The organism is Undibacterium sp. SXout7W (genome assembly GCF_049339385.1).
In the GTDB taxonomy this organism is placed as follows: domain Bacteria; phylum Pseudomonadota; class Gammaproteobacteria; order Burkholderiales; family Burkholderiaceae_D; genus Undibacterium.
In genome coordinates this window covers 356,731-370,319 of sequence record NZ_JBMPPF010000002.1, presented here as the reverse complement: position 1 = coordinate 370,319, position 13,589 = coordinate 356,731, and the positions used below count along the sequence as shown (strand labels likewise).

Genomic DNA, 13,589 nt, shown 5'->3' with positions numbered 1-13,589 from the left:
GGCGCTTGATGCGCCTGCCATAGTGTGCCGATTGTGCGAGAAATCGCGCAAGAACAAGAAAAATTGGAAACATTCGCTCCAATTTCCACTATAAAACATGCTCTCGCGAGCATGTTTTATGAATGAGTGGCACTTAGTTTCGAAGTTTAAGAAAATTAGAACTTAATCAGACTTTCCCTAATCAGGAATAAACCGGCGAGCAGTTAACCGTCATGATCCCCCCCGCATGTCATGCGTCACACAGAACAAGACGACAAAAACAAACGGTGTGAAGTCGAATCAGACTTTCTTCAGATAGCAGGCTTTAAGCATAAAATTACCTGCATCCATCTTACAATCAACTTCATGATCGCCACCCACCAAGCGAATACTTTTGACCTTGGTACCCATCTTCAAGGTGGTTGATGAGCCTTTTACTTTCAAATCCTTGATCAACACTACCGCATCACCATCCGCCAGAATATTGCCATTCGAGTCCTTCACGATACGTTCATCGTTATCCTCAGCGGTGGCAACTGCGACAGCCGGCCATTCAAATCCGCAATCAGCACAGACAAAATTATCCCCATCCGGATAGGTATTTTCCAGAGTACATTGAGGGCAGGCGGGTACAGTAGACATACAATTTCTTTCTCAGCTATTAGTCGGAATACCCTTAATTATAGCCGATCAAGCTGCCATCTTCCCTGTTCTTCGGCAAACTTACTTATATCAAGATGAATAAATTGCCTATTTTTTAGGCAAAATCATGTTTTTGGTTATCTCTCATTGCATCTTCTCTGACATCAACTCTTCAACATTCATCAAATATCAACATCCGTACCACCGAAAAAAATCACACCAACGCATACTCAGTATGCCCGCCAGCAATTGACATGAACATTTACTCAGAACAATTATGCCTCCGACCCAGGAATGGGCAGGCATTCCATAATCTCGACCGCCTCGCCAGGGAAAACTGAGAAATGCGGATGCCCTTCAAACAAACGGGCAGCTGCTTCATGCGACTCTGCTGCGATCACCAGATAGCCGCACAGATTATTACGGTCATCCTCAATACCGGCAGCAGAAACACGTTTGGTCATGCCAACCGGTCCACCAGGCACCACTATGCGCGCGGCATTATTCTGCATCCAGCTATGCCACGCCTGTATTCCTTCCTGCGTTCGCACCTGCTGCTCCTGTTCTGTCAATGCATTCCACCCTGAACGCTCAGATGCTTCGCGCGAACCCGTAAATACGACAAAAAAATGCTTCATTCATGACTCCTGTTGAAAAGAAATACAAAAAATACTCCAATCCAATGGCAACGCTGAAATTTGGCTACAACACACGGCTATCTGTAAAAAACTCATCCGCACTCATGACGAAGCAATTGACTGCTCACCATCAATGTGCGTCGCTTTATAGCCAAATAACCCAATAGCCACGTAACGATCGTACATTGATGTGAGTGCCACCAAACAGACCAGATATTGATCAGAGTTAACCACATACCGACCATATTTTCATCTACCTCTTAGCTGCATCACCTACATGAATAATACTTAGCCGTATTACAGTTGCGGCTTATTACTTCTGGCCTTTTCTTCTGCTTCGTGTTTTTGTTTCTGGAATTCTGCCTGCCGTGCATTCATGGCATTCACATCACGGATCATCAGTGGCGAGTACAGAATAATATTGTATTGATTAATGAGTTGCTGATTATTCGATTGAGTATACGCAGAGGCAACCAGTGCGATGGCACACGTATTCCGATGGGAATTCGGTACATCAACATACGGTGAAACAGGTGCCCAGATAGTCGACTGCGCAAAAATACACGGATCACCTTTAAATCCACTGCTGTGCGATCCATATTGCTGACCATTGACGTCGTAAGACCAGGCATAGTGTGGATATGTTGGACGGGCACGTTCAACAGTGATCATATTGGGAGTATCGTATTTTTCAAGCAAAGTATTTCTGAAGGTATCCAGCAGGATGGATTGATTGTCTGGCAATTCAATATGGCGAGCAACCAACCACACCGTACCCGCTTCATTCACATACAACGTCAGTTGATCGCTTGGCGTCCGGTTAGCTGGCCCAGCTTTTGCAATCACGCCTTTGTATCCATATTGCGGGGAATAAAACTGTTCAATCCGGTAACCCGCGTTCAGCTTCTTCACGATAGGCAGCGCTTCGTTTATATTCATTCCTAAACTCACGCCACCAACATCTGGCTTGCGAATCGATGCCAGATATTTCACCATGGAATTCGAGTCCAGAATTAAACCTGCCGATCCCTGACGCGGCAAGCCCTCCATTGTGACAATTCCTTCCTGCCTTGCCGTTGCTGGCGTACCTGAATACCCCGATGGACTACCATTCGCAATACCGGCGCCCTGCTCCGATTTCGCTCCGTTTTGCTGCCCTTCCTTCACACCATTTTTAATAATCTGTTTCAAATTAAAACTGTAGGACTCCGCTGTTGCCGAACCTGATAGCAGAGCGAGACTGGTACAAAATAGAGGGATAGCTATTTTCATGAGTAAATTGGTACATTAAAAAGAATCGACAAAACATGCACGGTCAGCATGTCTCCTGGAGAGGAACAAGATTATTCATCTCCGCCACAAAACAAATATCTTTTTAAAAGATAGTATTCGTCAATACATATTATTATTTCATTGCAATTTAATCAATTTAAAAATACTTTTTCATCAAATCAAGACGCACTTCGACACGGCCTCTGCATCAGATTTTTTATTAAATGCTGCGATAAACAATCACCTTCTTATTCAGCAGGATTGTCTGTTGAGAGCTCTGCGCCAATCAATTGACTGTCAATCAGTGCATGAATGTGTTTGTGGTGTGACGTTATTCACATGACAGCGATGTGCAACTGCTCATAAACATGGGGTTTCTAAGCGCTATTGGAAATTTTGGCAGTCAGTAAAAAATGTAAATCACGGCTGCTGCAGGGTAAGCAGAAGCACGTCGTCCGATCATCGATCGAGTTGGTAGCTAATGCAGATGGATTCTAGACCTGATGTGTGTCAGATGGTATCCAGATGAAGAGATATACTTGTATTTGCCGCAAGTTGCGACAAAGTTCAAAGAACAAACCAAAGAGAAAGCGACATCAGGCGACATCACTACATAAGGCATTCACACTAGGTAATGTCGCCCTTTGCAGCCACCACGACGCGTCGTTTGTTGCGTAGAGCGACCAGACCAGGTGGGTCTTCAGGAAACCAGAGCCACTGCGTATCAGTTCCACCTGAGCGTAAAATAAACTGTCTGACTGTCATCGAAATAATCACGACTGACATCAGAATGGCAATCAATGCTGTCGTTCCCAGAGCGAGGTATAGCGCCAGAGACATCATCGATACACCTGGCAATAATTGGGTAAGAAAATACATAAGAAACGCACTAATCAATCCTGATGCCAGTAAAACTTTGGCAACGATAGGAGACTGCACTGTTTTCATTTTCATGGTACTGCCTTTCTGTTTCAATTCTTGGCGAACAATGATAGCGAATCTCCATCACCTGTTGATGCAATATAGAACATGCTTGCACTTCATGCCAGAAAATAACGAATCACCCGTTTGATCACACCAATCGAAAAGACGATCATTCCCAACAAAATTCCGATCACAGCCAACAACCCCAAGCCAATAGGATTACCGTCACGTGGTCCGAAAATAATATAACACTGAAGCGGGAGATAGCCTGCGACAGCAATGACCACGCCCACAATCAAAAATCGCGATAATGGCCAACGTTTACTTTCGTCTACACCGTCATAGGCCATGATTGACTCCTCTGAAATCATATTGAAACCAACAGCAAACGAATTTCATGACATTACCAGACAATTTCCAATCAATACGTGATGCAACCTTGCGTCTGTCTGGGGACATTGCTTTTGGAAAAAGTAAGTTTTCTTTTTATGACATCGCTGCGCCAACCGCCTGCCTGATAGGAATTCCATCCGCTTGAAATCCTTCCAGACAAAAGACATTAATGCCCAAATGATCTGGCGTAACGCGTTTGCGATGAAAAGTGTAAATACCGCAGACTTTACAAAAACAGTGCGTTGCAGTATTGGTGTGAAATCGATATTCAGTCAGAGAGTCCTGACCTTGAAGCAGCTTGAACTTAGTCTCATGCACTTTGACCATCAATGCATTTTTCTTTTTACAGATAGAACAATCACACATGGTCAACTCTGGGAAATCAGTTTCAATCTCAAACCGGATTGCTCCACAATGACAGGCACCAATATAATGTTCAGATGATCGATGGCTCATATTATCAACTCCAGAAATACCTGAATATACCATAGGCTATTTTCGTCCACAGATGTGAGAAAACTATATATCTGCCGCCGTATGATGCGCTTTAATGATGCGATTTCTGGTACTTACCTGTGGTGTTGATGCTGAAGAAAAAACGCGATCAAAATTACCCTATCCCCACGTAGGGTGCGCCACGCGCACCACATTTTCCAGACATATCACTTTTGAGTTCTTCGCATTTTGCCAGCGCGGCACACGGCACACCCTATCGTTTTTTCGTGCCGGGTTTACTACATGCGACATGAGAGGCGAGGGGATTAGCCTCCACACAAATATCCGTTGAGTTTAGCAGGGGAGACAGACCTTCCAATCTGCTCTGTCCTCGTTTTCGTTTTTCCTTTTGTTCCGGTCTTCGTTGTGTGAATGACCGTTCCAGTGAGGTAGTTAGTGCTGGTTCGCTCGATGGAATCCGTCTCATAGCTCTCAGAGTTCATTTCTTCACCAATGAGTTCAAGATCATTGATTTTGGCGTTATAGCGAAACTGCAGTGTGTAACTCGATATGCGGGAGGAGTCCGCGTATTCCACCATTTGAGCGAACAAAGAATTTTTTACGATTTCGAGGTTATAGAATTTACTGGGGTGGCAGAACTCGGCCGATATCGACAACACCTTGTAACTGCCGTCAGGATTTCCAGTCAGAACAACAAGTCTTTCTTCCCGTGGATCATTTTCTGCCCTGTTCCCGGTAAGCAGCATGGCGACATCTGGTATTCCGTCGCCGTTCAAGTCACCTTCAGCATTCGCCCAGATAAAGTTCAGATGTGGAAAATTTGAGGACGTCGCAGCAAGTGCTCTCTGATATTTTCCCGTATATTCAGCAGCAGCGTACGAAGGCCAAAACGAGAAAATGAGTAACGCGGATAACAGTCGGAGTGAATCCATAAAGACACCTAACGCCCTAGTTAACCGGCACCGGAACACGAAATGCGGAGGGTACTGACACAGGCCATGAAGATGCCGAAGGCATGACCTGAGTTACCGTCCGCGTTGAAAGACCAGCCAGGCTGGGGAACGTAGGCATGGTGGTTCATGGATTAGTAATGAGGAACCGGATCTGCGCCATTAAGGAATGTTGAGTAGTCCCTGGCTGTTCTCTCCTGTTTGACAGATAGCTCTCTTTGAATTTGCTCTGCCGTTGGCGTGAGGAGAATCTTGCCGCCAACATGAACCACTGGATAGGTATAGGTGGGTTCGTTAAAATTTGGCCCGAGTTTGTAGCGTAGTTCATCATGGATGGCAGAAACATTCACGTCTGCAAAAACGTATGGAATGCCCATTTCAGCCAGATCGTTTCGGACCATGCGAGTGATGCCGCAACTCTCTCGACCGTAGACGACTATGCTACCCCGTGCGGGAAAGATGCGGTCTCGATTGACGTAGCAATAGGCGCTGAACAGCGTGGGCACGGCGACAAGAATGGTTAGCAGTACGGTTCTGATGACAATACGCGGGCGAATTGAGTTTGTACGCATGAATTGGCCTTATTAGAGCAAAGAGCCTGACGTTTGACATGAGGGACATGACCCGGCTTGCCGGGGCATGCCCTCTCGATGGAAGGGGTTAGACCTTCGTTTCATTGCGTCGGGCTGCAAAAGCTGCTGTTCTCGTCCATCCCGTTGGAAAACAGCATCTTTCTAAATAGAACCTGTTCAGCATTGCTCATTGATACGTCAGAAGACGACTGCAGCGAGATCTGGCAGCTATTCCCGGTCGCGGCAAGGACTGCTCGGTAATAGAGCCCGGGTGCTGGCGTAAAGCGAAAGATCGGAACACAAAACGTGTAACCTGTTCCCAGACTTCCACCGATTGTATAGTGGATCGCAACAGACAGATCTCTCGACGCTCGAACTCGCTCGAACGAGGTTGATACTTCTGTCTGCTTCATGTTTGTAGGCCCGCCCCTCATCCAGTATCTGCCCTGACAATTTTCCGCACGGTCGAACGTAGCAACCTTTGCTTTGTTACTCGGTAAGCCATTGCCTGAGGAATCGGTAATTCTCAGGTACGCAACAGGCTCATCGGCAGGAGCTGTATATGGCCGATGAACAACCGCGCAACCGGTTGCGGAAAGTGCGGCGAAGACAATGCAAGAAGCGCGAATGCTGAGTGTGTAGTCGATAGTCATTTGGCGGTGGCAGTGAGTTCGCAGAAGGCACAATGTTATTTAATTTTCATTTTACAACATTAACCATATATGGTCAAAATATTAATATTTTCAATCTCCTTGAAAATCGTATGAACATTGGCCATATTTGTTTGCACTGATAATTCATACATCACAAACAAAAACATCATTCCTGAAAACCGCGCTTGCAGGATCAGGCACGCGAACGTTTGCGTTATAAGCATTACAGCTTATCTGTTGAAAAAGTGTACATGTACTTAATACGTTTTTTCATACTCTTGTTCGGGATACGCCGTCCCAGAAACTTGACTGCACCTGAAGTGGAAGCGTTTATTGGAAAGCAGACCGATACGATTGGAATCTCCTTGATAAGACAATATCCTTAACCGTACCCTCTTTGTAGTTGCCGAACGCCTCATCAATGTCTTCCTATCCTTGCTCCAGACTTCAAGTTCGAGCAAATAGTTACTATGATAGTAAGGCAGCACTGCGCGGGTATTATGCAGAATGGGCTTGTCCAATTGCGAACGTTGCCTTTACGATTTTGTCGCGGTCTACTTCATAGATACAAACCATTTCAACCTTTCCCAACCCGTCAGGAAAGGTACGAGTAACCAACTCGTGATCTACAACGATGTTATCCATCACGATTCGATGAAGCAATTGAGCGTGGAGCTTAGCATCGTTAAATCTTTCTTCCATTCTCTTCCGAATTGCATCGTGACCTATTGCAAGTTCTCCTGCATGAAGAAGGAGTTGCTGCGCATCTTCACTGTATGTTGCCAGCCAAGCATCTAGATCTCGTGAGTTATACGCATCCAACTGAGCTTGGACAATGTTCTCTGATCGCTTAGAAATTGCTGAAGGCTTCGGTGTTTTCATAATCTTGAGCGTGGTGCCTTTCTTTCGTTGTGCAGCTAACGTGGAAGTGTGATGAAGTCTTAGCCATTTAGGGTGCGCCACGCGCGCCACATTTTTCAAACATATCACTTTTGAATTTTTCGCATTTTTTGAATGTTGCGTACGGCCCACCCTATCGATTTTGGGTGCCAGGTTTACTAACGCCAAGCTTAACCAGTAACTATGCGTCACTTTTTCGACCACGTGGAGCTTGTTCCACAACTCCAAGCCCAGGGGCAACTATGACCTGGGTCCGAGCATTTGGTAGCTTGTGCATTAAGCTGGCTACCGTAACTCCCTTTGCCTTGGCTTCTTGAATTAGAGCGTAGAGGTCATCGCCGCTAATGGTTTTGCCTTCATCTGCTATGGCGATGGTATTGAGCTTGAACATGGCTTCGTCCTCCATGTCCAGCGGCACAGACGTATTGACGATGTGCTCAACAGTTTCATCACTAAGGAGATCGTTCATGCCTTCGCCAAATAAAAATCTTTGCGTCATTTTTTCGGGGCGCGCTCTCATCGCTTCAATGTTGATGATGTCCATTTCGCTGAACGGCAAGTGAAAATCGCTGTAATTGATGAATGGCCGATTGTCGAGTCGCATCTGGAAGTGGTAGTGCTGATGCTTCGAATACTGTGATGTCGCATGCCCTTGATAATCAGACTCGGCACAGGAAAAGGCCCACTCTATATTTTTCCACTTGATTGTGACTTCAAATAATTTCCCTGTCCCTTCTTCCGATAAGTCATTTATGTTTCTTGCAAATTTGTCCTGATTCGCAACCCATCGGAGGAATGACTGGATTTGATAAAAGCCATGTTTTTGTGCAACAGCGGGTAGATCGTTCTTCTTGAACCCCTTGGGTTTCAATAGCCAATGAGGGCAAGGTAATTTTTTGCTGAAGGACGTTAAAGGTTTCTCGCACAAGTAGCAAATGCCAACTTCAAAGCTATCGACAAAGCGGCTGAACTCCGCTTGAGCATTCCTGTAGCTGACTTCGTTCTCATACGCTATTTGTTCAAATGTAAGCGTTTCCAAAAAGCGCGAGTATTCCTTGCCTTTTTCTCGAATTTTTTCACTCACGCTCAAGTCCTTTCTGTGAAATATAACGTTTGAATCCATCGGCCTGTGCGGCTTTTCGTGTAGGTCCGGTGGAATGATGAGTTCGGCCCATTGCTCACCTAGTTGCAGCGCACAAGGTCTTGCGCAGCCCTCATTACCTGCTCCCCCTCTTGCATCAACTCCTTGGCTCTACTTACTGCGTTGTCGAGCTTCTGCTGTAGCCTCGGCATCTCTCCGCGGGCCAAAGCAGCGAGTTCCTGATATTGCTTCAGCGGAGCCTGCTCTTCACCGGGAGAGAACGTTAGCTTCGGCACCCCAAACTTGGCGATTTTGATTGCTTGCCTCAGATCATTCGCCTCTTGATCTATCTTCGCGACCATCCCGGATACCTTTTCCAAGCGTTCCCCCAGCCTTTGAATACCGTTCTTGTAGTTGTTCGCTGCGTAGCCCAGCGTTTGTGAGAAGTCATAGCGCATAGTTTGCTCGAATCCATATCGAACCGTTTGGTTAGCTTGATAACAGGTCATTGGTCGAACTGAAGCCTCACGCTTTAACTTAGCAAGATGAGCTTCGATATCCTTGATTGCAGAATATGCACCTTTGACAGAGGACGCTACGCTTTCCAAGTCGGATTTGATATCAGTATTCTTAATTGCAGCCACATCTGCTTGCAAAATATTTACTAGCTTGAAAAGCTTCTGCCTCTCGCCTTCTGCTTGACGCTCCGTTTCCTTGTTTAGAGCGATCTGAGACAAGCGCGTGTCTCGAAGCTTTATCACCGATCGGTTGAATTCCGTCTCAGTGCCAGGAATAAATGTGGCGGTGAATATCAATCCTGATCGATCGGGAAAGGTCAGAGAAATGCTGCTGCCTGACTTTTTCCCGTTTAGCACAAGGCTTCCATCTTTCAGGATTAGTATCTTTCCGTCGGTTTCACCGCGTAAGGAATTGGTGTGACTCCGCGTGCCTTGCTCATTGTCTGGATAGACTGAAACAAGCAACCCTGAAACAGTGGTCTGTGTCTGAACCAAAGACAAGAACATAACTCCATTTTGGTCGAGATTGGAAATGAAAGTGCCAGTAAATGGAGACTCCCCGAAGGCACTAACGGTAGTTGAGAAAGTCAGCGTTAGAAAAACCAGAACAACAAATAGGTTTCGCAAGCTACCTCCGATGAGCGATGGAAACGGGCATGAGTAATGAGCCGAATTTGAATTAAGTTTGCAAGATTGCATCATAACTCAGCACTGAAAAATTAACCATTCGCTTGTCATGCCTTTTTCTTCTTATCTAGTTTGACTATATATTGGTGATACCGCCTAAAGACGCAGTACAAGCAAATGACCCAAAAATCACATCGCAGCCTCGCTAACTCAATCAGGTCTGTGAGCGTTTGCGGAAATAAAAATCCCGGAACTCGTCCGGGATTTTTATCTGCAGTTTCTGTTGACCGCACACACAACGATGCGACCGCGCAAGAAATTAAAGAACAGCTCAACTACATATTGCGACGATATTGCCCACCCACCTCAAACAAAGCAGTAGTGATCTGGCCGAGTGAACAGACTCTTGCAGCATCCATCAGTTTGGCGAACACATTTTCATTGTTGATCGCGGCTTGCTGCAACGCTGCCAGTGCTTGCGGTGCGACGTTCGCATGGCGTTGATGGAAATCAGCGAGGCGCGTGAGTTGCGACTGTTTTTCCTCTTCGGTTGAACGCGCCAGCTCTATCTTTTGCGGTGCGTCGTTTGCCTTAGGATTGCGGAAGGTGTTGACGCCGATGATAGGCAGGGTGCCGTCATGCTTCAGGTGTTCGTAATGCATGGACTCTTCCTGTATCTTGCCGCGCTGATAGCCGGTTTCCATCGCACCTAACACACCGCCGCGTTCGGCGATACGTTCGAATTCCTGCAACACGGCTTCTTCGACGAGATCGGTCAGTTCTTCGATGATGAAGCTGCCTTGTATCGGGTTTTCATTTTTCGCCAGACCCCATTCACGGTTAATGATTAATTGAATTGCGAGAGCACGACGGACGGATTCGTCCGTTGGTGTGGTGATGGCTTCGTCGTAAGCATTGGTGTGCAGGCTGTTGCAATTGTCATAAATCGCGATCAAGGCCTGCAGCGTCGTGCGGATATCGTTGAAGTCGATTTCTTGTGCATGCAAGCTGCGGCCGGACGTCTGAATATGGTACTTCAGTTTCTGGCTGCGATCATTCGCGCCGTATTTGTCGCGCATCGCCACGGCCCAGATACGGCGTGCGACACGGCCCAGCACGGTGTATTCGGGGTCCATACCATTGCTGAAGAAGAATGACAGATTCGCGGCGAAATCATCAATGTGCATGCCACGTGCGAGATAGGCTTCGACGAAAGTGAAACCGTTCGACAACGTGAATGCGAGTTGCGAAATCGGGTTCGCGCCCGCTTCGGCGATGTGGTAACCGGAGATCGACACCGAGTAGAAATTACGCACCTGATGATGCACGAAGTATTCCTGAATATCGCCCATCACCTTGAGTGAAAATTCGGTCGAGAAAATACAGGTGTTCTGCCCCTGATCTTCTTTCAGAATGTCGGCCTGCACCGTACCGCGTACATTCATTAACACCCAGGCGCGGATTTTGGCGGCTTCGTCAGCGGTTGGTTCGCGCTTATTATCAGCGCGGAATTTATCCATTTGCTGATCAATCGCGGTGTTCATGAAGAAGGCCAGTATCGTCGGTGCGGGGCCATTAATCGTCATGGAGACCGAGGTCGCCGGATCGCACAGATCAAAGCCATCGTACAGCACTTTCATATCGTCCAGCGTCGCTACCGACACGCCGGAGTTACCGATTTTCCCGTAAATATCAGGGCGGATCGCTGGGTCAGCACCATACAGCGTGACCGAGTCAAACGCCGTGGACAAGCGTTTGGCATCCATGCCTTGCGACACCAGTTTAAAGCGGCGATTGGTACGGTAAGGATCGCCTTCACCGGCGAACATACGGGTCGGGTCTTCACCTTCGCGTTTGAATGCAAACACACCGGCAGTGTAAGGGAAAGAACCAGGAACATTTTCCAGCATCAGCCAACGCAGGATTTCACCATGATCGGCAAAACGTGGCAGCGAGACTTTGCGAATGGTCGTGCCGGACAAAGATTTGTAAGTCAGGCGGGTGCGAATTTCTTTATCGCGGATTTTGACGACATATTCATCACCGGAATAAGCTTGCTGCATATCCGGCCACATGCTGATCAGTTTTTTGGATTCAGCATCCAGCTGGGCGTCTTTGTCGCTGGCAAGCTGATTCAGTTCAAACAAAATATCGTTTTCGCGCAGGCGGGATTGCAACTCTGCTGACCCAGCTTGTTCTGCCTGTGGACGAACGACCACCGGCGTGCGGCCATTCGCCTGCAGATGCTCGTGCAACATGCGTGCCGACTCGTGCAACTGCTGACGTTCACGTGCGAGCACCACTTGCTTGCCAGTGTGTTTGTGATAACCGCGCACCGTGTCCGCAATTTCTGCCAGATAACGGCTGCGGGCCGGTGGCACGATGACGTTTTTGGCGCTGGAAAATTTCACCGTCACCGGTGCCAGTTTGCCAGGGATGGTTTTCAAACCACGAGCGGTCAAAGCTGGTAGCAACCCTTGATACAAGGCTGTGACGCCATCATCATTAAAGCGTGACGCCTGCGTGCCATACACCGGCATGTCATCAGGCTTTTTGCTCCATAGTTCGCGGTTGCGTTGGTATTGTTTTGCGACGTCGCGCAAAGCATCCTGCGCACCTTTACGGTCAAATTTATTGATCGCGACGAAATCGGCGAAATCCAGCATATCGATTTTTTCGAGTTGCGAAGCGGCGCCGAATTCCGGTGTCATCACATACATAGACACATCCACATGCGGCACAATCGCCGCGTCGCCCTGACCGATACCGGAAGTTTCCACGATCACCAGATCAAAGCCAGCGACTTTGCAAGCCGCAATCACATCCGGCAAAGCCTGGGAAATTTCTGAACCGGCTTCACGTGTCGCCAACGAGCGCATGAACACGCGCACTTGTCCCGCCCACGGGTTGATCGCATTCATACGGATGCGGTCACCGAGCAAGGCACCGCCGGATTTGCGACGCGATGGGTCTATCGAGATCAGTGCGATATTCAACTGATCGTCCTGATCGAGACGGATACGGCGGATCAGCTCATCGGTCAGTGAAGATTTACCAGCGCCGCCGGTTCCTGTGATACCGAACGCCGGTACGCTGGTCTGCTCTGCGGCTTTTAATAATTCGGCGCGCAATTCTGGCTGAACACTGTCGTTTTCGAGTGCGGTAATCAGCTGCGCCAGCGGGCGATGCCGGGTCGTGATGTCACCTTCGGTGAGCACGTCAAGCGACGTTGGTGCATAGCCGGACAAGTTCACATCGCACGCCTGTATCATCGACAGGATCATGCCGACGAGACCCATGCGCTGCCCATCTTCCGGGCTGAAAATGCGGGTCACGCCATACGCATGCAGATCGGCGATTTCTTCCGGCACGATCACACCGCCGCCGCCGCCGAACACTTTGATGTGCGCGCCACCACGTTGTCTGAGCAGATCGATCATGTATTTGAAATACTCGACGTGGCCGCCCTGGTAACTCGAAATCGCAATGCCCTGCGCGTCTTCCTGCAAGGCGGCAGTGACGATTTCTTCCACCGAGCGGTTATGCCCCAGATGTATCACTTCGGCACCGTTCGCCATCAGGATGCGGCGCATGATATTGATCGAGGCATCATGGCCGTCGAACAGCGAAGCAGCCGTGACGAAACGGACTTTGTTAGCAGGTTTATATTCGGTCAGATTCTGGGCTACGGACAGGTCGGTCATGTCTTCCTCAACATTGCGTTGGCAAAGAATTATGCTTAGTCGCAGGTTTTTCTTTGCTGATTAATTATGCAGATAAGTTATATGACGTTAACGTAAACGTCAATGAGTATGTGTAAGCCTGTGTCAAATGGCACACTCAATATGGGTGCGGCTTGTGAGCCGAAAATGGCTCAGGATACTGATGCAGATTGAGTGCCTGAAAAATATTCACTTCCCCAATATGAATACCATATTAGCAATAAAACCCCTCCTGGCAAGAGGAGAGGTTCCATACTGCGAT

Annotated in this window: 13 protein-coding genes; 1 reads left to right on the top strand and 12 read right to left on the bottom strand. The window is 47.8% G+C overall.

Translation table 11 applies throughout. The annotated features are described in order from the left end of the window. Positions 1-279 precede the first annotated feature (279 nt). The 8 genes from ACO0LB_RS03995 to ACO0LB_RS03960 all read right to left on the bottom strand — a co-directional run bounded on the left by ACO0LB_RS03995 (position 280) and on the right by ACO0LB_RS03960 (position 5,826). Entirely contained in the window at positions 280-621 is a 342-nt protein-coding gene (locus ACO0LB_RS03995) for a zinc ribbon domain-containing protein YjdM (protein ID WP_423046691.1), read from the bottom strand. Between the two features lie 275 nt (positions 622-896). Further along, entirely contained in the window at positions 897-1,259 is a 363-nt protein-coding gene (locus tag ACO0LB_RS03990) for a hypothetical protein (protein ID WP_423046689.1), read from the bottom strand. Positions 1,260-1,556: 297 nt separating this feature from the next. After that, positions 1,557-2,531, bottom strand: coding sequence for a hypothetical protein (locus tag ACO0LB_RS03985; RefSeq protein WP_423046687.1), 975 nt, complete (start codon positions 2,529-2,531; stop codon positions 1,557-1,559). A 627-nt stretch (positions 2,532-3,158) separates the two neighbouring features. Beyond that, positions 3,159-3,485: a hypothetical protein gene (locus tag ACO0LB_RS03980; protein WP_423046685.1), complete on the bottom strand. Its 327-nt coding sequence runs from the start codon at positions 3,483-3,485 to the stop codon at positions 3,159-3,161. Positions 3,486-3,571: 86 nt separating this feature from the next. After that, a complete protein-coding gene (locus ACO0LB_RS03975; protein ID WP_423046683.1) occupies positions 3,572-3,805 on the bottom strand; it encodes a hypothetical protein in 234 nt (77 codons plus the stop codon). 136 nt (positions 3,806-3,941) lie between these two features. Continuing rightward, positions 3,942-4,304 (bottom strand): GFA family protein, encoded by a 363-nt coding sequence (locus ACO0LB_RS03970; protein ID WP_423046681.1) that lies wholly within the window; start codon positions 4,302-4,304, stop codon positions 3,942-3,944. A 305-nt stretch (positions 4,305-4,609) separates the two neighbouring features. After that, positions 4,610-5,236 carry a hypothetical protein gene (locus tag ACO0LB_RS03965; RefSeq protein WP_423046679.1) on the bottom strand — a complete coding sequence of 209 codons (627 nt, stop codon included), beginning with the start codon at positions 5,234-5,236 and terminating at the stop codon, positions 4,610-4,612. Positions 5,237-5,388: 152 nt separating this feature from the next. Continuing rightward, on the bottom strand, positions 5,389-5,826 hold the full coding sequence (locus ACO0LB_RS03960) for a glutaredoxin family protein (RefSeq protein WP_423046677.1): 438 nt from the start codon (positions 5,824-5,826) through the stop codon (positions 5,389-5,391). 838 nt (positions 5,827-6,664) lie between these two features. Here ACO0LB_RS03960 and ACO0LB_RS03955 point away from each other — a divergent pair. Next, a complete protein-coding gene (locus ACO0LB_RS03955) occupies positions 6,665-6,865 on the top strand; it encodes a phage integrase N-terminal SAM-like domain-containing protein (protein ID WP_423046675.1) in 201 nt (66 codons plus the stop codon). 112 nt (positions 6,866-6,977) lie between these two features. On the opposite strand, the gene ACO0LB_RS03950 is transcribed toward ACO0LB_RS03955, so the two are convergent. From ACO0LB_RS03950 to ACO0LB_RS03935, 4 genes are all read right to left on the bottom strand, one after another. Continuing rightward, complete coding sequence (locus tag ACO0LB_RS03950) at positions 6,978-7,583, bottom strand: nuclear transport factor 2 family protein (protein ID WP_423046673.1); 606 nt, start codon at positions 7,581-7,583, stop codon at positions 6,978-6,980. After that, a complete protein-coding gene (locus tag ACO0LB_RS03945; RefSeq protein WP_423046671.1) occupies positions 7,561-8,463 on the bottom strand; it encodes a hypothetical protein in 903 nt (300 codons plus the stop codon). Before ACO0LB_RS03945 ends, ACO0LB_RS03950 begins: the two co-directional genes overlap by 23 nt. 98 nt (positions 8,464-8,561) lie before the next feature. Then, entirely contained in the window at positions 8,562-9,605 is a 1,044-nt protein-coding gene (locus tag ACO0LB_RS03940; RefSeq protein ID WP_423046669.1) for a hypothetical protein, read from the bottom strand. Between the two features lie 335 nt (positions 9,606-9,940). Further along, positions 9,941-13,309 carry a methylmalonyl-CoA mutase family protein gene (locus ACO0LB_RS03935; protein ID WP_423046667.1) on the bottom strand — a complete coding sequence of 1,123 codons (3,369 nt, stop codon included), beginning with the start codon at positions 13,307-13,309 and terminating at the stop codon, positions 9,941-9,943. Positions 13,310-13,589 lie beyond the last annotated feature (280 nt).

Excerpts from the sequence above, each read along its gene's own strand:
- ACO0LB_RS03980 (WP_423046685.1), bottom strand. The coding sequence starts at position 3,485 with ATGAAAATGAAAACAGTGCAGTCTCCTATCGTTGCCAAAGTTTTACTG.
- ACO0LB_RS03985 (WP_423046687.1), bottom strand. The coding sequence starts at position 2,531 with ATGAAAATAGCTATCCCTCTATTTTGTACCAGTCTCGCTCTGCTATCA.
- ACO0LB_RS03935 (WP_423046667.1), bottom strand. The coding sequence starts at position 13,309 with ATGACCGACCTGTCCGTAGCCCAGAATCTGACCGAATATAAACCTGCT.
- ACO0LB_RS03990 (WP_423046689.1), bottom strand. The coding sequence starts at position 1,259 with ATGAAGCATTTTTTTGTCGTATTTACGGGTTCGCGCGAAGCATCTGAG.
- ACO0LB_RS03995 (WP_423046691.1), bottom strand. The coding sequence starts at position 621 with ATGTCTACTGTACCCGCCTGCCCTCAATGTACTCTGGAAAATACCTAT.
- ACO0LB_RS03970 (WP_423046681.1), bottom strand. The coding sequence starts at position 4,304 with ATGAGCCATCGATCATCTGAACATTATATTGGTGCCTGTCATTGTGGA.
- ACO0LB_RS03960 (WP_423046677.1), bottom strand. The coding sequence starts at position 5,826 with ATGCGTACAAACTCAATTCGCCCGCGTATTGTCATCAGAACCGTACTG.
- ACO0LB_RS03965 (WP_423046679.1), bottom strand. The coding sequence starts at position 5,236 with ATGGATTCACTCCGACTGTTATCCGCGTTACTCATTTTCTCGTTTTGG.
- ACO0LB_RS03975 (WP_423046683.1), bottom strand. The coding sequence starts at position 3,805 with ATGGCCTATGACGGTGTAGACGAAAGTAAACGTTGGCCATTATCGCGA.